This is a genomic window from Mycobacterium sp. DL, assembly GCF_039729195.1.
Taxonomy (GTDB): domain Bacteria; phylum Actinomycetota; class Actinomycetes; order Mycobacteriales; family Mycobacteriaceae; genus Mycobacterium; species Mycobacterium hippocampi_A.
The window spans coordinates 5,197,221-5,219,058 of the sequence record NZ_CP155796.1; the positions used below are offsets into that span (position 1 = coordinate 5,197,221).

The 21,838-nt window shown below is 68.0% G+C and carries 19 protein-coding genes; 10 read left to right on the forward strand and 9 right to left on the reverse strand.

Annotated features, from left to right (window positions below):
- Window position 1 precedes the first annotated feature (1 nt).
- From ABDC78_RS24880 to ABDC78_RS24890, 3 genes are read right to left on the reverse strand one after another with little or no spacing between them, the layout of a single operon-like run.
- The gene (locus ABDC78_RS24880) at window positions 2-2,218 is read right to left on the reverse strand and encodes a heavy metal translocating P-type ATPase (protein WP_178357924.1); all 2,217 of its coding nucleotides are present in this window, start codon (window positions 2,216-2,218) and stop codon (window positions 2-4) included.
- Window positions 2,215-2,379, reverse strand: coding sequence for a hypothetical protein (locus tag ABDC78_RS24885; RefSeq protein WP_178357923.1), 165 nt, complete (start codon window positions 2,377-2,379; stop codon window positions 2,215-2,217). The genes ABDC78_RS24880 and ABDC78_RS24885 overlap by 4 nt, the downstream gene beginning before the upstream one ends.
- 11 nt (window positions 2,380-2,390) lie before the next feature.
- On the reverse strand, window positions 2,391-2,597 hold the full coding sequence (locus ABDC78_RS24890) for a heavy metal-associated domain-containing protein (protein WP_178357922.1): 207 nt from the start codon (window positions 2,595-2,597) through the stop codon (window positions 2,391-2,393).
- Between the two features lie 96 nt (window positions 2,598-2,693).
- On the opposite strand from ABDC78_RS24890, the gene ABDC78_RS24895 reads away from it, so the two are divergent.
- The gene (locus tag ABDC78_RS24895; RefSeq protein ID WP_178357921.1) at window positions 2,694-3,335 is read left to right on the forward strand and encodes a DUF305 domain-containing protein; all 642 of its coding nucleotides are present in this window, start codon (window positions 2,694-2,696) and stop codon (window positions 3,333-3,335) included.
- Between the two features lie 3 nt (window positions 3,336-3,338).
- Window positions 3,339-3,782 carry a D-aminoacyl-tRNA deacylase gene (gene dtd, locus ABDC78_RS24900; protein WP_178357920.1) on the forward strand — a complete coding sequence of 148 codons (444 nt, stop codon included), beginning with the start codon at window positions 3,339-3,341 and terminating at the stop codon, window positions 3,780-3,782.
- A 4-nt stretch (window positions 3,783-3,786) separates the two neighbouring features.
- On the opposite strand, the gene ABDC78_RS24905 is transcribed toward dtd, so the two are convergent.
- On the reverse strand, window positions 3,787-4,692 hold the full coding sequence (locus tag ABDC78_RS24905) for an AIM24 family protein (RefSeq protein ID WP_178357919.1): 906 nt from the start codon (window positions 4,690-4,692) through the stop codon (window positions 3,787-3,789).
- Window positions 4,693-4,765: 73 nt separating this feature from the next.
- Here ABDC78_RS24905 and ABDC78_RS24910 point away from each other — a divergent pair, with 73 nt between their 5' ends.
- A complete protein-coding gene (locus tag ABDC78_RS24910) occupies window positions 4,766-4,969 on the forward strand; it encodes a hypothetical protein (RefSeq protein ID WP_178357918.1) in 204 nt (67 codons plus the stop codon).
- Window positions 4,970-5,044: 75 nt separating this feature from the next.
- Entirely contained in the window at window positions 5,045-5,620 is a 576-nt protein-coding gene (locus tag ABDC78_RS24915) for a hypothetical protein (protein WP_178357917.1), read from the forward strand.
- A gap of 14 nt (window positions 5,621-5,634) precedes the next feature.
- Here ABDC78_RS24915 and ABDC78_RS24920 read toward each other — a convergent pair whose 3' ends face one another.
- From ABDC78_RS24920 to ABDC78_RS24930, 3 genes are all read right to left on the reverse strand, one after another.
- Window positions 5,635-7,815, reverse strand: a complete 2,181-nt coding sequence (locus tag ABDC78_RS24920; RefSeq protein WP_178357916.1) for a molybdopterin-dependent oxidoreductase — start codon at window positions 7,813-7,815, stop codon at window positions 5,635-5,637.
- Window positions 7,816-7,881: 66 nt separating this feature from the next.
- Window positions 7,882-9,786, reverse strand: coding sequence for an ABC transporter ATP-binding protein (locus tag ABDC78_RS24925; RefSeq protein ID WP_178357915.1), 1,905 nt, complete (start codon window positions 9,784-9,786; stop codon window positions 7,882-7,884).
- On the reverse strand, window positions 9,783-11,516 hold the full coding sequence (locus tag ABDC78_RS24930) for an ABC transporter ATP-binding protein (protein ID WP_178357914.1): 1,734 nt from the start codon (window positions 11,514-11,516) through the stop codon (window positions 9,783-9,785). Before ABDC78_RS24930 ends, ABDC78_RS24925 begins: the two co-directional genes overlap by 4 nt.
- A gap of 202 nt (window positions 11,517-11,718) precedes the next feature.
- Between ABDC78_RS24930 and ABDC78_RS24935 the strand changes: the two genes are divergently transcribed.
- Window positions 11,719-12,225, forward strand: a complete 507-nt coding sequence (locus tag ABDC78_RS24935) for a DUF3558 domain-containing protein (RefSeq protein WP_178358063.1) — start codon at window positions 11,719-11,721, stop codon at window positions 12,223-12,225.
- Window positions 12,222-12,761, forward strand: coding sequence for a DUF3558 domain-containing protein (locus ABDC78_RS24940; RefSeq protein WP_178357913.1), 540 nt, complete (start codon window positions 12,222-12,224; stop codon window positions 12,759-12,761). The genes ABDC78_RS24935 and ABDC78_RS24940 overlap by 4 nt, the downstream gene beginning before the upstream one ends.
- Window positions 12,762-12,783: 22 nt before the next feature.
- Here the strand turns inward: ABDC78_RS24940 and ABDC78_RS24945 are convergent, their stop codons facing one another.
- Window positions 12,784-13,329 carry a histidine phosphatase family protein gene (locus ABDC78_RS24945; protein WP_178357912.1) on the reverse strand — a complete coding sequence of 182 codons (546 nt, stop codon included), beginning with the start codon at window positions 13,327-13,329 and terminating at the stop codon, window positions 12,784-12,786.
- A 103-nt stretch (window positions 13,330-13,432) separates the two neighbouring features.
- Between ABDC78_RS24945 and ABDC78_RS24950 the strand changes: the two genes are divergently transcribed.
- The 4 genes from ABDC78_RS24950 to ABDC78_RS24965 all read left to right on the forward strand — a co-directional run bounded on the left by ABDC78_RS24950 (window position 13,433) and on the right by ABDC78_RS24965 (window position 20,193).
- Window positions 13,433-14,581, forward strand: coding sequence for an exonuclease SbcCD subunit D (locus ABDC78_RS24950; RefSeq protein WP_178357911.1), 1,149 nt, complete (start codon window positions 13,433-13,435; stop codon window positions 14,579-14,581).
- Window positions 14,578-17,238: an AAA family ATPase gene (locus tag ABDC78_RS24955; protein WP_178357910.1), complete on the forward strand. Its 2,661-nt coding sequence runs from the start codon at window positions 14,578-14,580 to the stop codon at window positions 17,236-17,238. Before ABDC78_RS24950 ends, ABDC78_RS24955 begins: the two co-directional genes overlap by 4 nt.
- Window positions 17,239-17,279: 41 nt before the next feature.
- Window positions 17,280-18,818, forward strand: coding sequence for a GMC family oxidoreductase N-terminal domain-containing protein (locus tag ABDC78_RS24960; protein ID WP_178357909.1), 1,539 nt, complete (start codon window positions 17,280-17,282; stop codon window positions 18,816-18,818).
- Window positions 18,819-18,936: 118 nt separating this feature from the next.
- The gene (locus ABDC78_RS24965) at window positions 18,937-20,193 is read left to right on the forward strand and encodes an alpha/beta fold hydrolase (protein ID WP_178357908.1); all 1,257 of its coding nucleotides are present in this window, start codon (window positions 18,937-18,939) and stop codon (window positions 20,191-20,193) included.
- Here the strand turns inward: ABDC78_RS24965 and ABDC78_RS24970 are convergent.
- On the reverse strand, window positions 20,183-21,814 hold the full coding sequence (locus tag ABDC78_RS24970; RefSeq protein WP_256735950.1) for an ABC transporter family substrate-binding protein: 1,632 nt from the start codon (window positions 21,812-21,814) through the stop codon (window positions 20,183-20,185). The two genes, ABDC78_RS24965 and ABDC78_RS24970, sit on opposite strands and share 11 nt — an antisense overlap.
- Between the last annotated feature and the right edge of the window lie 24 nt (window positions 21,815-21,838).

Consider the following 21,838-nt stretch of genomic DNA (forward strand, 5'->3'; position numbering starts at 1 on the left):
ATCAGCGCGACGGGGTGAACCCACGCAGCCGCAGGCTGTTGCCGACGACGAACACCGAGCTGAATGCCATTGCGGCACCAGCGATCATCGGATTCAGCAGCCCCGCGGCGGCGAGCGGCAACGCGGCGACGTTGTAGCCGAACGCCCAGAACAGGTTGCCCTTGATCGTGCTCAGGGTCCTGCGGGACAACCGGATAGCGTCCGGCACGGCCCGCAGGTCGTCACCGATCAGTGTCAGATCGCTCGCTTCGATCGCCACGTCGGTGCCGCTGCCCATGGCCAGGCCGAGGTCGGCCTGCGCCAGTGCGGCGGCATCGTTGACGCCGTCGCCGACCATCGCCACCACTCTGCCCTCATTCTGCAGACGTGTGACGGTGTCGACCTTGTCCTGTGGCAGCACCCCGGCGATCACCTCGTTGATGCCGACCTGCGCGGCCACGGCGCGAGCGACCGCTGCGTTGTCACCGGTGACCATGATGGGTGTCAGCCCGAGTCGTTTGAGCAGCGAAACAGCTTCGGCGGAAGTGGGTTTCACCGAATCGGCCACCATCAGCAGCCCGCGGGCCCGGCCGTTCCAGCCCACGGCGACCACCGTCCGACCCTCGAGTTCGGCGCGCTCCGTGACGTCGGCCAGCCCCTCGGGAATCGTGTACGAACGATCGGCCAGCAGTTGAAGCCGACCCAGCAGCACGGGGTGACCGTCGACCGTACCCTCCACGCCAAGGCCCCTGAGGTTGGCGAAAGCATCGACGGCAGGGAGTTCCCCGAGTTTGTCGCGGGCGCCGGCGGTGATCGCCCGGGCGATGGGGTGCTCCGACGGACTCTCCACTGCGCCGGCGATTCTGAGCACCTCGTCGGGTTGCTCGTCATCGACTGCGAACACGTCGAACAGCGTCATCGTCCCTGTCGTCACGGTGCCGGTCTTGTCGACGATCACCGTGTCCACCCGCCGGGTGGACTCCAGCACCTCGGGTCCCTTGATCAGGATGCCCAACTGCGCGCCTCGGCCGGTCCCGACCATCAGCGCTGTCGGGGTGGCCAATCCCAGAGCGCAGGGGCACGCGATGATCAGCACCGCTACCGCCGCTGTGAACGCCGCGGCGACCGAAACCCCAGTGCCGAGCCAGAATCCCAACGTGGCCACTGACAATGCGATCACGACCGGGACGAACACCGCGGAGATCCGGTCCGCCAGCCGCTGCGCCTGAGCTTTGCCGTTCTGCGCGTCCTCGACCATCCGGGCCATCTGCGCCAACTGGGTGTCGGCGCCGACACGGCCGGCCCGCACCACCAGTCGGCCGTCGATGTTCACCGTCGCGCCCACCACGGGATCGCCGGGTGCGACCTCCACCGGCACCGACTCACCGGTGAGCATCGACGCATCCACCGCCGAACTGCCTTCGACGACAATGCCGTCCGCGGCGATCTTCTCGCCGGGGCGGACCACGAACTCGTCCTCGATCTGCAGTTGCTCGACGGGGATGCGCCGCTCCGCACCGTCCCGGCGAACCGAGACCTCCTTGGCGCCCATCTCCAGCAGCGCGCGCAGGGCGGTGCCGGCTTGCCGCTTGGCGCGTGCTTCGAAGTACCGGCCCGCCAGGATGAAGGTGGTCACCCCGGCGGCCGCTTCGAGATAGATGTTGCCGGTGCCGTCGGTGCGGGCGATCGTCAGCTCGAACGGGTGTGTCATCCCCGGTGTGCCTGCGGTGCCCCAGAACAGCGCAAAAACCGACCAGCCCAGTGCGGCGAGGGTTCCCACCGAGATCAGCGTGTCCATCGTCGCGGTGCCGTGCCGCAGGTTCGCCCACGCCGCCCGGTGGAACGGCCAGGCGCCCCACACCACGACGGGCGCGGCGAGCGTCAGGGACAGCCACTGCCAGTTCGTGAACTGCAGGGCGGGGGCCATCGCCATCAGGATCACCGGGATCGACAGGGCAAGGCAGATCAGGAGCCGTTGGCGAAGCGCCGCAGTCGGATCGGTGGAGGGCCGGTCTTCGGCGCCGGGGGAGGGCTCGGGCAGTCGGGCCTGGTAGCCGGTGGCCTCGACGGTGGCGACGAGTTGTTCGGGGGTGACGTCGTCACCGAAACGCACGCGGGCCTTTTCGGTCGCGAAGTTGACGGTGGCGGTCACGGTGTCGAGTTTGTTGAGCTTCTTCTCCACGCGTGCGGCGCACGACGCGCACGTCATCCCGCCGATCGAGAGTTCGACGGTGTTCATCGGAGGTGTCCGTCGTGGGAGGGCTGCTGTTCGCTCGTCACGGTCGGGTGCGGCACCGAGATGTCGGGATTGGGGCCGAAGGTTCCGCCGACCCAGACCGCGATGGCGAACACCGCGACGAGCGCGGCGGCGAATGCGGCGATCCTGGCGACGACGGTCATGGGGGTCTGCGTCAGCCTGCCAGCTGGTAGCCGGCTTCTTCCACTGCTGTCCGCACGGCCGTGGCCTCGACGGGCGCGTCGCTGTCGATCGTCACCGTACCGTTGGAGACGTCGATGGTGACGTCGACGACGCCGGGGATTGCGGAGAGTTCGGCGCGCACCGACGAGGCGCACCCGCCGCAGCTCATGCCGGCGACGGTGATGGTCGTGCTGCTCATGGAGTTCCTTCCCCGGGGTGGTTCGTGGCGGCCGCGTGACCCATGTGTACCATACCCCCCTAGGGTATTCAAGTGATGTGAAAGGAGCATGGACTGATGCGCAGACACAGTGTGCTGGCCGGAGCGGGTGCCGTGGGAGCCACCCTCGTGTTGCTGATGTCGGGGTGCAGCAGCACCGCGACAGAAGCCGAGGGCGAGCAGAGTACGCAGGACCAGGAGTCGACATCGCAGGCGGCCAGTTCGCACAACGACGTGGATGCGACGTTCGCCCGGGACATGATTCCCCACCATGAGCAGGCGATCGTGATGAGCGACATCGTGCTGGCCAAGGACGGGATCGACCCACGCGTCAGCGAGCTGGCCGAACAGATCAAGGCGGCGCAGAATCCCGAGATCGAGACCATGCGGGGCTGGCTCGCACAGTGGGGAACGGACTCGGCACCCTCAGGTCACGAAGGTCACGACATGTCCGGCGAGATGTCGGGAGACATGTCGGCCCACGAAGAGATGGGCATGATGACCGAACAGCAACTCGAGCAGCTCCGACAGGCGCAGGGCGCCGAGGCGAGCCGGCTCTTCCTCGACGGAATGATCGCCCATCACGAGGGCGCGGTGCGGATGGCTCAGACCGAGATCGACGGCGGGCAGTCCGAGGCTGCGCGACAGCTGGCCAACGACATCGTCGACACCCAGCAGCGCGAGATCGTCGTGATGAAGCAGATCCTCGGCACGCTGTAGATCGTGCGAATCCTGGTGCAGCGGGTGACGTTCGCTCGCGTGACGGTCGCCGGCGGTCTCGGAACCGAGACCGTCGGCGAGATTCGCCCGCAGGGACAGGGGCTTGTCGCACTCGTTGGTGTCACCCACGACGACACCGTCGACAAGGCGCGACGGCTGGCCGAAAAGGTGTGGCAGCTCAGGATTCTCGACGACGAGAAATCCGCGAGCGATGTCGGCGCGCCGATCCTGGTGGTCAGTCAGTTCACGCTCTACGGCAACACCGCGAAGGGCCGTCGCCCGACGTGGAACGCCGCGGCGCCGGGGGCGGTCGCCGAACCGTTGGTCGGTGAGTTCGTCGACGCGCTGACGGTGCTGGGCGCCCCGGTGCAGACCGGGGTGTTCGGTGCGGACATGCAGGTCGAGCTCGTCAACGACGGGCCGGTGACCGTGCTGCTCGAGCTGTGACCTACTACTGCGCCGCCGTGATCTGGAACCCCTCCGAGGGCTGCACGATGACAAATCCGTTGCCGTAGAACGACACCTGCACGGCCTCGCCGGAGCCGCGGCCGATGAGGGCGCCTGCCTTGAAGCTCGTTTTCAGCTGCGTCTGCAGGTTCGCCGACCACGCCACCACCGCCTGGGTGTCGGCGAACGTCGGGGCCTCGGCCGCGTTGAGCACGACGGGTGGGCCGTCGGTGGTCAGCGCGACCCAACCGCTGCCGCGCAGCGTGGTGTTGAACAGTCCGCCCGTCGCGATGCTGCCGCCCTTGACCCTCTCGATGTTCCAGTCGAGGCTCGTGGAGAAGGCCAGGACGTTCTTTCCGCTGATCGACAGGCCCGTGTTCGTCAGATTCAGCAGGTGCACGTGGTAGGACCGCTCGGCGAGGAAGACGTCGCCCTGGCCGGAGCAGCGCATCAAGGGCAGTCCCTCACCGGTGAGGGCCTTCTTGATGAACTTCGACGCCCCGCCGCCCTCGAAGGCGAAATCCACGTTGCCCTGGTAGGCCACCATCGATCCCTGCCTGGCCATGAACGGCTCGCCCAGCCGGACCCGGAGCAGCCTCGAGTTCTGGTTGGCGATCGCCTTGGATTCCTTCTCGCTGAACCGGCCGTCGACCAGGTCACCGCTGATGCCGGCGAATCCGTCGGCTCCGCCGAGCACGGGCTGCGCCTGGCCGCCCTGGTGCTGGGCCTGGTGCTGGCCGTATCTGCCCGGGTCTGTCGCCGATTCCGTCTGGGGCGCGCCGCCCAGCGGGGCCCTACTCACCTGACCTTGGACAGAGACCTGATCGGTCCACTGCTGTCCGTCGAACCACCGGTACTCGTAACGACCCTCGGGGTCGGGCTGCCAACTGCCTTGTCCAGGTCCTGTCATCGCTGCCTCCTTCGACTTGCACCGGATTCACACACTATGCCGCCCAGCGCCCGCGGGCTGGCATCCTTGGGAGATGGCAAAGGAAATGGATCGCCAGCGCGCGCAGGGCGCCGTCGCGGTCATCAAACAGCATCCCGGCATGGTGCTGTCCGTGCTGTCGCCCGCCGTCGTTGCGCTCGGCGTGGTCTGGTGGTTGTTCGGCGCGGGCTGGGCGTTCGTGTTGCTGGTCGCCGGGGTTCTGGGCGCCGGCGCGGCAGTGCTGCTCAAGCGCCGCTGACGGTTCGCCACTCGAACAGTTTCGCCGGCGGTGAACGCATGCCCACCAGCGCTGCAACGGTGTAATCATGTAATCATGAGACACCATCCGCACAGCCGTAGGTCGGGCCGCTCCGGCGGCTGGCAGCAAGCCGACCAACCCGATGCCACAGATGCCGCCGACTGGTTCGCCGGCCGGCTGCCCGAAGGCTGGTTCGCCGGTGACCCCGAGGTCGTCGTCGACCGGGAGGAGATCACCGTGATCGGCCGACTGCCCGAACCCGAGAGCGCCGAGAGCGACGCTCGCGCATCGGGTCGGGCGGCGCGGTTCCGGGAGCAGACCCGCGCCGACCGGATGCGCATTGCCGACGAGGCCGAGGCGCGCTACGACCGCAAGGTCGCCTGGGGCGTAGAAATTCCAGCGATCGATTCCGACTCTCCGCCCGAGCGAATTCTGTTCACCCACATCGCGGTACCGGTGATGACCCGGCTGCGGCAGCCGGAGCGCCAGGTCCTCGACACGCTGGTCGATGCGGGCGTGGCGCGGTCGCGCTCCGATGCGCTGGCGTGGTCGGTCCGGCTGGTCGGCGAGCACACAGACGAGTGGCTCGGCAAGCTTCGGGACGCCATGCGCAACGTCGACGACCTGAGGGCCGAGGGCCCGCAGGTCTGACTGCGGGGTGGTTGTCAGCCCACGCGTCGGACGCCGACGTAGGACGAGTTCAGCGCCGAGGTCTGCGACAGTGGGTCCACCGGCCCGCCGTCGACCAGCAGGTTGCGGTTGACCCCGAACGACTCGGGGGCCGCGCCGCCGCGTGGGTCGAAAACTCTTGAGCCCCAGCCATGGTCGATGATCACCACGCCGGGCCGGGGTCGCTCGCTCAGCGCGGCATCGAGGTCGATCGCGCCCACCGCCGAGAACACCGAAACCCGATCGCCGTTGCTGATGCCCAGCGCGGCGGCGTCCTCGGGGTGGATGAGCACCTCGGTGCCCTTGCCCGCCGGGTGCAGCCCGGGTATCTCGTTGAGCCAGGAGTTCATCGAGTGCCGGTGCCGCCGGTTGGCCAGCTGGAACGGATAGCCTGCGGGGGCCTCGACAGGAGGTTCGGCCAGGAGTTCGGTTGTCCGCGCGACGAATTCGGGCGGCGCCACGTGTACCTTCTTGTCGGGCGTGCGCAGCGCTTCCTTGAAGTGCCCGAATTCCCGCGGGCCCAGCACCCAGCCGTGCGGATGCGCGAGCACATCGCGCCATCTGATCCTGCGGCCGTTGAACTTCCGGCCGGTGGCGAGCACAAGGCGGTCGATCCAGTGCGGAGTGAACTCCAGTCGCGGTGTGCCCGTCAGAGCGGCGGCCCGACGGGTGGCGGTGATGAAGCTGTTGAAACCCTTGGCGCGGAACAGCGGTTTGCCCATCGCGATCGCGAGGTCGACGAAGATCCGCCACTCCTGGCGTGCGCCCGGGGGTGGCTCGACGGCTTTGGCGCCGTACTGCAGATAGGGCTCGTCGTGCATGTTGCTGGTGAACGCCAGCAGATCATCGCGTTCGAGCCAGTGCACCGCGGGCAGCAACCAGTGCGCGTGGCGATGGCTTTCGCGTTGCACGAAGTCGATCACCACCAGCAGGTCCAGTTGCGACAGCGCCTCGTCGAGCCTGGCCCCATCGGGTCCGGACACCACGGGATTGCCACAGTTGATCAGCATCGCCCGGATCTGGCCTGGTCCGGGTGTGGTGATCTCGTCGGGGAGTTCGGACAGCGCGTGGGCTCCGGCCACCATCTCGCGACCCGACAGTCGGTTGCGGTGCGGGCTCGTCTTGACCATGCCGGACATCCGGATCGCGTCGACGTAACCGGGCTCGTACCGTCGGCCACCGGGGCGGTCCATCCGTCCGGTGATCACATTGAGCACGTGGCCGAGCCATTCCGCGACGGTGCCGGTCAGGTGCATCGACACTCCCGTGCGGGTCACTACCATCGCGCGTTCGGCAGATGCGAACTCCCTTGCCACGTCGACGATCTGAGCGCTGTCGAGGTCGCACCGCCGCGCAAGGTCGTTGATGTCGGCGTCGGCGACGAGGGTCCGCAGCTCCGCCACGCCGGTGGCGAGTTCGGCGCAGTCCTGCCGGTGCTCGAGGCCCTCGTCGAGGATCACCTTGACCATCGCGAGCAGCAGGGCCCAGTCCTGGCCCGGCCGCACCGCCAGGTGACGGTCGGCCTTCTCTGCGGATTCGGTGAGCAGTGGGTCGACGACGACGATCGTGGCGCCCTGCCCCTGGCGAGCCAGTGCGCGTCGCCACCCACCGGGCACAGTCTCCAGCCAGTTCCACGCGCTGACTGCGGGGTTGGTGCCGATGAGCAGGAAGTAGTCGCAGTTGTCGATATCGGAGACCGGTGCCATCAGAATCGACCCGTACATGGCCGCCGCCACCACGTGCATCGCGTTCTGGTCGATCGAGCCGACGAAGTACCGACTGTGGGTGCCGATCGCGTCCAGCCAGCCGTTCATGAAGATGATGTTGGACGACGAGAAGCCGGACGGATTTCCGTAGTACACGCCGACAGCGTCCGGGCAGTCGGCGTCGATGACGGCGTTCATCCGGGCCGCGATGTCGGCGATCGCCTCCTCCCACGTCGCTTCGACGTAGGACTCGCCCACCCGGCGCATCGGATTGAGGATCCGCCTCGGATGCTCGACGAGTCGACCGGCGGTGCGACCCTTGGCGCAGAAGTCGTGCCAGGTGTGCGGGTTCTGCTTGTCGGCGGAGATCTTCACCACCCGGTTGTTCTGCACCGTCACGTCGACACCGCACGAGGCCAGGCAGTACCTGCAGAACGTGTGAACCGTCCTCGGGTCCGACTCGGGGCTCATGACGCCATCCTGCCCGACACCGTCGGCGAGATCCGCCGATCGTCATTGAGCACAACGCTTATGGACTCACGCCTGCGTCATGGTCCAGTATTCGCCGCGGCGGGCGAGCAGTTCGGCGTGACTGCCGCGTTCGACGATCCTGCCTGCCTCCAGGACGAGGATCAGGTCGGCATCGCGGATCGTCGAAAGCCGGTGCGCGATGATGAAACTGGTGCGGTCGCGACGCAGTCGGCTCATCGCGTGCTGGATCAGGACCTCGGTGCGGGTGTCCACCGAACTCGTCGCTTCGTCGAGGATCAGCAGCTGAGGTCGGGCCAGCACCGCGCGCGCGATCGTGATGAGTTGCTTCTCACCCGCGCTGATGTTGGTACCGCCGTCGTTGATCCGGGTCTGATACCCGTCGGGCAGCGTGTGCACGAAGCGGTCCACATAGGCCGCCGTGGCAGCCTCGAGCACTTCCTCCTCGGTGGCATCGGGCCGGCCGTAGGCGATGTTGTCGTACACCGTGCCGGCGAACAGCCAGGTGTCCTGCAGCACCATCCCGATGCGCGATCGCAGTGAACCACGGCTCACCGAGGCGATGTCCACACCGTCGAGCAGGATCCGTCCCGCCTCGACGTCGTAGAACCGCATCAGCAGATTCACCAGCGTCGTCTTGCCCGCACCGGTCGGGCCGACGATGGCCACGGTCGTGCCCGGCTCGGCGACCAGTGACAGATCCTCGATGACCGGGGTGTCGGGCAGGTAGCCGAACCACACGTGGTCGAACTCCACCCGGCCACGACGCTGATGATCGGGGTCGGGTAGTGCCTCCGACGGATCGGGCGGCTCCTCCTCGGCGTCGAGCAGATCGAAGACCCGTTCGGCGCTCGCGATGCCGGACTGCAGAGTGTTGTACATGCCGGCGATCTGAGTCAGCGGCTGGTTGAACTGCCGCACGTACTGGATGAACGCCTGGATGCTGCCGAGCGTGATCTGGCCGGTGGCGACCTGCAGACCGCCCACCACGGCCACCGCCACGTAGCTCAGGTTGCCGACGAAGATCGTCGCCGGTGACACCAACCCCGACAGGAACTGGGCGCCGAAGCTGGCACGGTAGACGTCGTCGTTGAGCTCGCGGAACTGTTCCTCGGCATGGGCCCGGTGTCCGAAGGTCTTGACGACGGTGAAGCCGCTGTAGGTCTCCTCGATGTGGGCGTTGAGCCTTCCGGTGTCACGCCACTGCGCGACGAACAGTTTGGCCGATCTGCGTGCGATCGAGCGGGTGACCCACAGCGACAACGGCACCGTCACCACGGTGAGCAGCGTCAGCAGCGGGGAGATCGTCAACATCATCACCAGCACCGCGAACACGGTCAGCACCGAGGTCAGCAACTGGGTGATCGACATGGACAGGGACGTCTGCACGTTGTCGACGTCGTTGGTCAGCCGGCTGAGTACCTCGCCGCGCTGGCGCGAGTCGAAGTACCGCAGCGGAAGCCGGTGCACCTTGTCCTCGACATCGGACCGCAGCGCGACCATCGTTCGCTGGACGACGACGTTGAGCAGCCGCGCCTGCATCCAGACCAACAGCGCGGCAACCAGATACAGGGCCAGCGCCAGCGCCAGCGTCCGTGCCACGCCGCCGAAGTCGACTCCCTGCCCGGGCACCACGTTCATCCCGGACAGCAGGTCGGCGAAACTGTCGTCGCCGCGGGCGCGCGCCGCCTCGACCGCCTGCTCCTTGGTCAGGCCGTCGGGCAACTGGCGGCCGATGACGCCGTTGAACAGCAGATCCGTGGCGTGACCGAGAATTCGTGGTCCTATCACCCCGATCGTGATGCCGCCGACCCCGAGCAGCATCACCGCGACGGTCATGCCCCGCTGCGGGGTGAGACGAGCGAGAAGCCGGAGCGCCGTGCCCTTGAAGTCGCGCGACCGCACCTCGGGCGGTTCCGTCCCGCGCATGGCACGCCCCATCGGCCCGGTCATGCCTCGCCGGCCTTCACCGATTGGGACTCCGCGAACTCCTGGTAGGCGTCACAGGTCTGCAGGAGGTGCTCGTGGGTTCCGGTGCCCACCACTCGGCCGTCGTCGATCACGACGATCTGGTCGGCGCCTGCGACGGTCGAGATGCGCTGCGAGACAATCATCACCGTCGACTGCGAGGAGATCCCGCGAAGGCCGGCGCGGACGCGGGCATCGGTGTGCACGTCGAGCGCGGAGAACGCGTCGTCGAACAGATAGATCGCGGGCCGGCGGATGACGGCGCGGGCGATCGCCAACCGCTGGCGTTGTCCGCCGGAGAAGTTCATGCCCGCCTGTGACACCCGCATCTGCAGGCCGTCGGGGTGGGCTTCGACGAAGTCGTCGGCCGCAGCGATCCGTAGCGCGGACCACATCTCCTCGTCCGTTGCGTCCCCTTTGCCGTAGCGCAGGTTGTCGGCCACCGTGCCCGAGAACAGGTACCCGCGCTGCGGGACCAGGCCGATGATCGACCAGAGGCGCTCGACGTCGAGTTCCCGCACCTCGATCCCGTCCACACTGACCGAGCCGTCCGTCACGTCGTACATGCGGCAGATCAGCGACAGCAGCGTCGACTTGCCCGACCCCGTCGAGCCGACGATGGCGGTGGTGGAGCCGGGTCGCGCGGTCAGCGAGACCTCCTGCAGCACCGGACGGTCCGCGCCCGGATAGCTGAAGGTGGCCCCGTCCAACCGCACCTCGCCGGTCAGCGTTGCCGGGCTCAGTGCCTGCGGCGAGCTGCTGATCGCCGGCTGCGTCGACAGCACCTCGGTGATCCGCTCCGCGCAGACCGACGCCCGCGGGATGATCACCAGGATGAACGTCGCCATCAGCACCGCCATCAGGATCTGCATGAAGTAGGACAGGAAGGCGATCAGCGATCCCACCTGCATCTCGCCGGCGTCGATGCGCATCCCACCGAACCAGATCAACGCCACGCTGGACACGTTGATCACCAGGGTGGTCACCGGCAGCATCAGCGCCTGCCATCGCCCGGCTTCCAGCGCGGTGTCGGCCAGCGCGCGGTTGGTCTCGGCGAATCGCTTGCGTTCGAACGACTCCCGCGCGAACGCCCGGACCACCCGTAGTCCGGTGAGCTGCTCACGCATCACCCGGTTGATGGCGTCGATCTGGTGCTGCAGGCGTCGGAAGATCGGCAGCAGATGCGAGACGATCCAGTAGTTGGCGATGGCCAGCAGCGGCACGCTGACCACCAGCAGCCACGACAGACCGGCGTCCTGGTGGATGGCCATGAAGATGCCGCCCACACACATGATCGGCGCGGTGATCAGCATCGTGCAGGTCAGCTGCACGAGCAACTGGATCTGCTGGACGTCGTTGGTGGTCCGGGTCAGCAGCGACGGCGCGCCGAAGCGTGCGGTCTCCTCGGCGGAGAACCCTGTGACGTGGTGAAAGATCACCGAGCGCAGGTCCCGGCCGACACCCATGCTGGCCCGGGATCCGAAGTAGACCGCACCGACGGCGCACACCACCTGCAGTGCGGTCACGGCGAGCATCACCGCACCCAGCTCGACGATCCGCCGCAGGTCGCCCCGCGCGACGCCGTCGTCGATGATCGCGGCGTTGACCGTCGGAAGGTAGAGCGTCGCGAGAGTGCTGATGACCTGGAGTGCTGCCACCACCGAGAGCGGCTTCCGGTACGGCTGCACGTGCCGTCGGAGCAGCACCCAGAGCATCCCGCTACTGTCGCACACCGGCCCGGCGGGACGCGTGTTCGGCTGGCCCACCTGAGAATTGCTTAAATAAGCAGGTCAGTCGGCATGTCGGTGGTTCACGCCGAACGCTGCCGCTACAGTGCATGGCGTGACATCCAGCAAGTCGGCACGCGCTGCCTCGTCCCCCCGCGTGCGCGGGGCGCTGGCCGTGGCCGCCGCGGCCATGCTCACGGTGGTCGCCGGGTGCTCGGATTCGGACCCGGCATCCCCGGAAGTGCCCGCCACCGACGCTCCGCAGCAGGAGATCGCGCACGGACCGTTCTTCCCCCAATGCGGCGGCATCAGCGACGAGGAGATCATCAAGCAGACCCAGGTGCCCGGTCTGGTGAACACCGCCCAGACGTCGGTGGGCTGCCAGTGGCTGGCCGGCGGCAGCATCCTCGGTCCGCACTTCTCCTTCACCTGGTTCCGCGGCAGCCCGATCGGCCGTGAGCGCAAGACCATCGAGTTGTCCCGCACCAGCGTCGAAGACATCAGCATCGAAGGCCACGATGGCTTCATGGGGGTCAACGAAGACCTCACCACGGGTGCGGTGAACCTCTGCGAAATCGGTATCCAGTTCGACGACGACTTCATCGAGTGGTCCATCAGCTACGCCCAGCCGCCGTTCCCGGACGCGTGCGACGTCGCGACCGAACTCACCCGCCAGTCGATCGTGAACTCCCGGTGAGCGCCCGTCGGGCCCTGGCCGGGGCGTTGGCCGGCCTGGTCGTGCTGACCGGGTGCACGCAGACCGTCGAGGGCACGGCGGCACAGGCGGGCAGCGGAAACGTGCCCCGCAACAACGACTCGGAGCGCCAGTACCCGAACCTGCTGAAGGAATGCGACGTGCTCACCGAGGACATCCTCGCCGAGACCGTCGGGGCCGATCCGTTGGACATCCAGAGCACGTTCGTCGGTGCGGTCTGTCGGTGGCAGGCGGCCAATCCCGCCGGCCTGGTCGACATCACCCGCTTCTGGTTCGAACTGGGCGACCTGGACAACGAACGCTCCACCGCCGAACAGTTGGAGTATCAGATCGAGAGCCGGTCGATCGCCGGCATCCAGTCGATCGTGATGCGGCCCAACGACCCCAACGGGGCGTGCGGGGTCGCCAGCGACGCCGCCGGCGTCGTCGGCTGGTGGGTCAACCCTCAGTCGCCCGGCATCGACGCCTGCGGAATGGCGATCAAGCTGATGGAGTTGACGCTGGCCACCCGCGCTTAGCGCGCCCTGCCGTCTTGCGCGCTCAGCGCGCGATGTGGAAGTCGACGAGTTCGGCGCTGCCGAGCGCGAGCTGATCCCACGGTGCGGCAGTACGCAGCACCGCGATCGACGACGTGGGGAACTTCGCCGAGATCTCCTGGGCGACAGCACTGTCGGCCGTCTGCTCGTTCGCCAGATTGAGTGCCAGACCCGACATCACCGGTTCGTGTCCGACGACGAGCAGTGTGGCGAGCTCGCCGTGATCGCCGATATCGCCGGCGAACCGGGACCGGACGCCGTTGATCTCGTCGATGACCACCCCGGGCGTCGAGTTGTAGAGTCGATCCACGTACTGCACGGGGGCGGTGATGCCCGTCCGCTCCAGTGTCTGTCGGGTGCGCGTCGCCGTCGAGCACAGAACCGCGTCCACCTCGGAGTTGTCGCCCAGATAGGCCCGGATCCAATCGCCGGCCACCGCGGCCTCCCGGACACCCCGCTCCGCCAGCGGGCGGTCGTGGTCGTCGACGCCGGACGGATAGTCCGATTTGGCGTGTCGGAGCAGAAGCAGCGTGCGAATGGTCGTCGTCATCCGGATAACGGTAGGCCATGCCGGTGCGCGTCCCGGGACTTGTCGGCGGCCCGCCCTAGACTCGCGTTGCCCGATCACGAACTGATGGAGAGGAGGGTTTGAGATGCGGTTTCTGCACACTGCCGACTGGCAACTCGGCATGACCCGTCACTTCCTCAGCGAGGAGGCGCAGCCCCGTTATTCGGCCGCCCGCCGGGCCGCGGTCACCGCGCTCGGTCCGCTCGCCGAAGAGGTGGCCGCCGAGTTCGTCGTGGTGGCCGGAGATGTGTTCGAGCACAACCAGTTGGCGCCGCGCGACGTGAGCCAGTCGTTGGAGGCGATGCGCGGTGTCAAGGTGCCCGTCTACCTGCTTCCCGGGAATCACGACCCGCTGGACGCGGGGTCGGTATACACCAGTGCGCTGTTCACCGCGGAACGACCCGACAACGTGATCGTGCTGGACCGTCCCGGCGTCCACGAGGTGCGCCCGGGGCTCGAATTGGTCGCCGCGCCGTGGCATTCGAAGGCGCCGACCACGGATCTGGTCGCTGAGGTGCTCGACGCGCTGCCCGCCGACGGGGTCACCCGCATCGTCGTCGGACACGGAGCGGTCGACATCCTGGTTCCCGACAAGGACAGGGCGTCGTTGATCGGGCTGGCAGCGCTCGAGGCGGCCATCAACCGAGGTGCGGTGCACTATGTGGCGTTGGGGGACAAGCACTCCCGGATGAACGTCGGCTCGACCGGCCGGATCTGGTACTCCGGCTCGCCCGAGGTGACGAACTACGACGACATCGAACCCGACCCGGGGCAGGTGCTCGTCGTCGACATCGACGAGGCCGATCCAGTGCGGTCGGTCGAGGTCGACGCCCGCCGGATCGGCGCCTGGCGGTTCGTCTCGCTGCGCCGTGCCGTGGACACCAGTCGCGACATCGCGGACCTGGACATCAATCTCGACCTGATGCCCGACAAGGAGCGCACGGTGATCCGGCTGGGTCTCACCGGGTCGCTGACAGTCACCGACCGGGCGGCGCTGGATGCCTGCCTGGACCGGTATGCACGGTTGTTCGCCGCGCTCGTGCCGTGGGACAAGCAGACCGACATCGCCGTGATGCCCGCCGACGGCGAGTTCGACGACCTCGGCATCGGCGGTTTTGCGGTCGCGGCGGTCGACGAGCTGGTGGCCACCGCACGCTCCGCCGGTGAGGACGCCGAGGACGCGAGGGCCGCACTGGCGTTGCTGCTGCGTCTTGCCGAGGGAGGTGCGGCGTGAAGTTGCATCGTCTGACCCTGACGAACTACCGCGGAATCACCCACCGCGACATCGAGTTTCCGGATCACGGCGTCGTCATCGTCAGCGGCGCCAACGAGATCGGTAAGACGTCGATGCTCGAGGCGCTCGATCTGCTGCTGGAGGCCAAGGACCGCTCGACCAAGAAGGAAGTCAAGCAGGTCAAGCCGACCCACGCCGACGTCGGCGCCGAGGTCACCGCCGAGATCTCCACCGGTCCCTATCGATTCGTGTACCGCAAGCGTTTCCACAAGCGCGCCGAGACGGAGTTGACGTTGCTGGCGCCGCGGCGCGCCCAACTCACCGGGGACGAAGCGCACGAGAAGGTGCGCGCGATGCTCGCCGAGACCGTCGACCTGGACCTGTGGCAGGCGCAACGGGTGCTGCAGTCGGCGCCGACCTCGGCAGCGGATCTGTCCGGGTGCAACGCGCTGTCCCGTGCGCTCGACGTGGTCGCCGGCGAGGTGGACGACCCGGACTCCGCGGCGGCGAATCGCGGCGACGTGGACACCCTGCTGATCGACCGGATCGACGAGGAGTTCCGCCGCTACTTCACGGCCACGGGACGCCCCACCGGAGAATGGGCCGCTGCAGCCAACAGGTTGCGGGCTGCCGACGAGGACGTCGCCAGGTGCGCCGCGTCGATCGCCGAGGTCGACGACGCAGTGCGCCGGCACACGAACCTGACCGGTGAGTTGGCGGCACTGTCCGTCGAAAGCACCTGTGCCGCAGAGCGACTGGTGCGTGCCCGGGCCGCAGCCGAGGCGGTCGCGACGTTGCGCGGCGAGTTCGACAGGGCCACCGTCCTGGCCGATGCGGCGAAGTCGACGCACGCAGCGTCGCTCGCGGCTCTGACCGAACGGCGCCGCGCCCGCGCCGACCTCGACGAGCGCATGGCGACGATCGTGGTGCTGCAAGCGGCGTCGCAGACCGCCGCCGACGAGTTGGCAACCGCAACCGAGGTTCAGGCGGCTGCCGACGAGGTGGCGGTCCGATCGAGGGCGGAGCTGGAAACCAGCCAGGCCCGCGTCGACGCCGCCCGCAGCGCCGCGCAGCGATTGGCCGATCGCGAACAGGTCGACCATCTTGTCGGCCGGATCAGCACCATCGAGACACACCAACACGAACTCGACTCCGTGCAGTCCCAGCACGCAACGATCACCCTCACCGATCAGCTGATGCAGACCATCGAGTCCGCCGCACGCGACGTCGACCGCGCCGCCGCCGCCGCCGAACAGGCGTCAGCCCACGTCGAAGTGCTCGCCGCGACCGATCTCGAGGTGCACATCGGCGACGAACCGGTCACGCTGGCCGCGGGCGGCACCTGGTCCGCCGCGCTCAGCGGACCGACGGGTCTGGACGTCCCCGGCGTGCTGACCGTCCGGGTCACCCCGGGCGCTCCCGCGGCCGCCACCCGTTCGGCGCTCGACACCGCCGAGGCCGCGCTGGCCGCCGCCCTGCAGCAGGCCGGTGTCGCCGACGTCGCCGCCGCGCGCGCGCTCGACGAGCGCCGCCGCGCCCTTCTCACTCAAGCCGAGCGAGCCCGGTCCGTGCTCTGCGCGGTGACCGGGGCCGACACCGTGGAAAACCTGCGGCTGCGGCTGTCGGCGCTGCAGGCCGCACTGCCCGCCGAGGACGGGCTGTGGGACCCCGCCGCGGACGGCCCGCAGGATTCCGCCACGCTGCGCGCTGAACTCGACGGAGCGACCGCGGCACACCAGCAGGCCGTTCGGGACTGCGAGACGCATCGGAAGGTGGCCGAAGAGGCCGCCAAGCTGCTTGCTCAGCGGGGGCTCCATGCCGCCCGCGCCAAGGAGAAGCTCGAAGCGGCACAGACGGAGCTGGACGTCGCGGGACAGCGCCTCGCCGCCCAGCGCGGAGCCGTCGGAGACGATCAGCTCGCCGTCAAGGCCGAGACGGACGGCGAGATGCTGGCCAAGGCGCAGGCCTTGGTGGCCGAACTCGGCGACGAACTGGCCCAGCACCAGCCCGCCGCGGTCACCGCTGAACTCGAGAACGCCGAGCGCGACGCCGCGGGGGTTCAGGTGCGGTACGACCAGGCTGCCGAGGCGCTGCGCGAGGTCGCCACCCAGCTGAAGGTGTACGGCACCGAGGGTCGCAAGGGCAGGTTGGACGTCGCCGAAACCGAACGTGAACACGCCGAAGGTGAATACCGCAGGGTGCAGCGCCGGGCCCGTGCCGCAGAGCTGCTCAGGTCGGTGATGGGCCGGCACCGCGACACCATGCGGCTGCGCTATGTCGACCCGTTTCGCGGTGAGGTCGAACGGTTGGGCCGTCTGGTGTTCGGCGAGACCTTCGAGGTGGACGTCGACAGCGAGTTGCGCATCGGGCACCGCACCCTGTCGGGACGGACGGTGCCGTATGAGTCGCTGTCCGGCGGCGCCAAGGAGCAGTTGGGCATCGTCGCGCGGCTGGCCGGTGCCGCGCTGGTGGCCAAGGAGGACAGTGTGCCCGTGGTGATCGACGATGCGCTCGGCTTCACCGACGCCGATCGGCTGACGAAGATGGCCGAGGTGTTCGACGCGGTCGCCGGCGACAGCCAGGTCATCATCCTGACGTGCAGTCCACAGCGTTACGGCGGCATCCGCTGTGCACAGCACATCGAGTTGAGCGCCTAGATCGACCGATTCGCCGCTGCCTGCTGTTTAGACTCCGGGACGTGGACGCCGATTACGTCATCGTGGGAACGGGCTCTGCCGGGGCTGTCCTGGCCAACCGACTCAGCGCGGATCCCTCCGTGCGGGTCGTCGTGCTCGAAGCGGGCATGCGCGACAAGGACAAGTTCGTCCACATCCCGGCCGGCTTCGCCCAGTTGATGCGCGGTCCGCTCGACTGGAACTACATGACCGAGCCGCAGCTGGGTCTTGCGGGACGACAGATCTACTGGCCCCGCGGCAAGATGCTCGGCGGCTCGTCGTCGATGAACGCGATGATGTGGGTGCGGGGGTTCGCCGCCGATTACGACGAATGGGGCGAGCACGCGGGCGAGGAATGGGACCATGCCCACCTCGAGCCGTACCTGCGGCGCATCGAGTCGGGGCCGCTTGTCATCTCGCGCCAGCGCAGCCCGCGGGCGTCGACCGCAGCGTGGCTGACCGCCGCGCAGGAATGCGGGTATCGGGTCGAGGAACCGAATCAAGCTCAGCCGCAAGGGTTCTGCGAGACGCGCGTCACCCAGCGTCGGGGCTCCCGATGGAGCACCGCCGACGCCTACCTGAAGCCGATCCGTAAACGCAAGAACCTGAAGGTAATCACCGAGGCCACGGCAACCCGGGTGGTGTTCGCCGGCGACCGGGCCATCGGTGTCGAGTTCGACGGCACGCGCGGCCGTACGGTGGCCACCGCGCGACGCGAGGTGGTGCTGTGCGCAGGAGCGATCAACACCCCCCAGTTGCTGATGCTCTCCGGTATCGGGGACCACGACCAACTCGGCGGGCACGGCATCGTCAGCGTTGCGCACTCGCCGGAAGTGGGCGCCAACCTGCTCGACCACCTCGTCATACCACTGGGTTTCGACGTCCCCCATGACTCGCTGTTCGCGGCGCAGAAGCCGCTGGAACTGCTCAACTACTTCGTGCGTCGTCGCGGCATGCTCACCTCGAACATCGGTGAGGCCTACGGCTTCATCAAGAGCCGACCGGATCTGGCGCTACCGGATCTGGAGCTGATCTTCGCGCCCGCACCGTATTTTGACGAGGGAATCGGCGACCCCTACGTCGGCCACGCCGTGGTGATGGGTCCGATCCTGCTCAAGCCGCAGAGCCGGGGAACCATCACCCTGCGCAGCGCCGACCCCCATGACAAGCCGCTGGTCGACCCTCGGTATCTGACCGACGACGCCGGGGCGGACCGGGAAGCGTTGATGGCCGGACTGCGCGTGTGCGCCGACATCGCCCGGGCCCCTGCGCTGCGGGGCACCATCGGAAGGATCGCCCGTCCGCTGGACGCCACTGATCTTGACGATGAAACGCTGGTCAGGGCAATGGAATCGCTGTCCCACACGCTGTACCACCCGGTCGGCACCTGCCGGATGGGCAGCGATGACGCCAGCGTCGTCGATCCCCAGCTACGGGTCCGCGGCGTCAAGGCGCTGCGGGTGGCCGATGCATCGGTGATGCCGACGATCATCCGCGGCCACACCCACGCACCCAGCGTCCTGATCGGCGAGAAGGCCGCCGACCTCATCCGCGCCACCTAGAGATCCCTTCTTCCGCGAGTGCGCGTGTCTGCACGCCCTCGCTCGGCGTGTTGCGTACAAACGAGCGCGCTCGCCGCCGTCGAGAGCGCGCACCCTGCCGGCATGCACAATGAACGAGATGACGATGAACGCCTCACGGCGCCGGGCACATGACAAGCTGGCCTCGCTGGCCGGTGTGCGCCCGATCCGCAGGCCGATCCGCCGCGGCAGTGACGAGGAGTTCGATCTCTACTACGTGCGGACCGGTCGCAAATCCGCCCATCCACTGGTGGTCATCCCCGGCGGCCCAGGTGCGGCATCGATCGCGCTGTATCGGTCGCTGCGGCGGCACGCGGCCATCGACGGTCTCGACGTCATCATGGTCGAGCACCGTGGGGTGGGTCTGTCCCGTCACGACGATGCGGGCCACGACCTGCCCCCGGAAGCGCTTTGTGTCGACATGGTCGTCGACGACGTCGCGGCAGTGCTCGACGACGCCCGGGTCGATCAGGCCGTCGTCTACGGAGCGTCGTACGGCACCTATCTGGCCGCGGGCCTCGGCGTACGACACCCGGCACGGATCCACACGATGGTGCTCGATTCACCGCTGCTCTCGGCTGACGACATCAACGAGGTCCGGGCGCAGATCCGCCGGGTGCTCTGGGAGGGCGTGGTGCCTGAGGACGCCGACCTCGCAGCCAAGGTGCGCCGACTGGTCTCCGACGGCGTTCTCGATCCGACGGCCGTGCTGCGGGCCGCGGACATGTACGGCATCGCCGGGCCGGAGGTGCTGCGCCGGCAGCTGGATCTGCTGCTGGCGGGCCACGACTGGCTCTGGGCCGCAGTGGGTCTGGGCACCAGACTGCTGCTGGAACGCCAAACTCCGTACCATCACGAGCCCGACCTCGTCGAGCGCATCGCCTACCGGGAACTGAACTACGGCGCCGTGCCCGACGGCGGACCGCTGGATCCCGCGGTCGCCTTTCGGCAGATCGCAACCGGAGACGTCGATTTCATCGCCGAACCCTACGATCTGGTGTCGGCCATGCCCGGCTTCTCCTGGCCCACCGCGGTGATCTCCGGGGGCCGCGACCTGACCACACCGCCCGCCGTGGCGCGCCGCGTCGCCGAGCTGATTCCGGATTCGGTGCTCGTCGAACTCCCCACTGCCGGTCACAGCATCCTCGACACCCGCGAGCAGGCCGCGCTGCGGGTCTGCCTGGCGGCCAGTGGCGGCAACGTGCATGAACTCGGTTCCCGCTCGGCAGAATTGGACGCGCTATCGGCAAACCTGACGATTCGGCTCCTGGTCCGCGGCATCAGTTTCGCGGCAAGAGCCGAATCGGTGGTACCCGATGCGGTGCCGAGGGTGATGCGTCAGGCCCCTACTTCATGAAGCCGATCGCGCTGTAGTTCAGATCCCCGATGCCGGCGGGGCCGTAGTTGGCGAGACTGCTGCGCACGGCGACGTTGCCCGGCGACTGGAACAGCGGCAGGCTGAACCCGACATCCCAGATCATCTCGTCGAGCTCGTTGGCGAGGGTGCGGGCCTTCTCCGGGTCGAGCTCCGACAGCGTCTGCTCGATCTTCGCATCGATCTCGGGGCTGCCGATCTTGCCGTAGTTGCTCTCACCGTTGGAGGCGTAGATCTGGGTGAGACTCGCGAGCGGGAACGCGTCACCGCCCCAGGCGAATTGGGCGACGTCGAAGTTGCCGGGTGTCACGTAGTCGCTGAACAGGGTGCCGCCGGCGACGGGGATCAACTCGAGTTCGACGCCGACCTGGGCCAGATTGTTCTGGGCGATCTGCGCGATCTGGCGAGTGCTCTGGGCGTCGTAGAACACGTCGCGAATCGTGAGTCGCCGGCCGTCCTTCTCGCGGAACTGGCCGTTGAGTTGCCAGCCCAGCGCGTCCAGTTCGCGCTTGGCCGCCTCGGCGTCGAAACCGATGCTGTTGTCCTGGTAGCCCTCCTGGCCGGCCAGGTAGATGTGGTTGTTCAGCGGCGCCGGGTTGTCGGTCAGACCACGCTGGGTGATCGCTGCGATCGCCTGCCGGTCGATGCCCTTGGTGACTGCGGCCCGGAGCGCGGGATCGGACAGGATGGAGCCCTCCGCGCCGTTGAACGTGAAGTGATACCAGTTCGGTGCCGGCGCACGCCGGATCGAGACCCCGTCGGTGCGGCGGGCGATTGCCAGGTCGTCCAAGGATGCCAGCCCTACCGCGTCGAGCGCGTTGTTCTGCAGGGCGGGGATCTTGGCCGCGTCGTCGAGCACGGTGTAGGTGATCGAGTCCAGCAGCGGCGGTGTGCCCCACCAGTCCGGGTTGCGGGTCAACGTGATTCGCTGGGCGCCGCGGTCGACCGAGGTGATCATGAAAGGACCGGCCGAGGGCCCCGGACCGTTGAGGAAACCGCGGTTGAAGGCCTCGGGATCGGCTGTCATCGCCTTGGGGGCGAGCATGCTGTTGCCGGCGAACATGCCCCGCCAGTCGGCGAAGTGGCTGGCGAACGTGATGACCGCCTGCCGGTCGTCGACGCCCTTGGTCACCGACGCGACACGCTCGCTGCCGTTGGGGGAGGCGAACAGGTAGGCGTCGTCCTCGCCGCTGGTGGCGTTGATCTGGGCGGCGAAGTCCTCCCAGGTGATCGGCGTGCCGTCGGACCATGTCGCTTGCGGGTTGATCGTGTACGTGACGACCTGCGGCTCGGTGCTGGTCAGCTCGACGCTGGTGAAGTAGTCGCTGTTGACGGTCATCTCCCCGTCCGGCTTGATGAAGAACGCGCGCGGCAGCGTGGTCCGCAGCAGCGCCCCGAGTTCACCGAGGTTGCCGTCGACGTGCAGGTAGTTGAAGTTGGGCGGGAAGCCCGACAACGCGAGCCGCAGGTTGCCGCCCTGGCGCAGCGTGCTCGGGTCCTGCGGGTTGATGTCGGCGGTGGCGCCGATCTCGGCGTTGCCGCCCGCGGACGGAACTTCGGTGTCGCCGCTGGAGCAACCGGCCAGCACCAGGGTGGCCGCCATCGTGATGCCGAGCAGTCGCAGGGT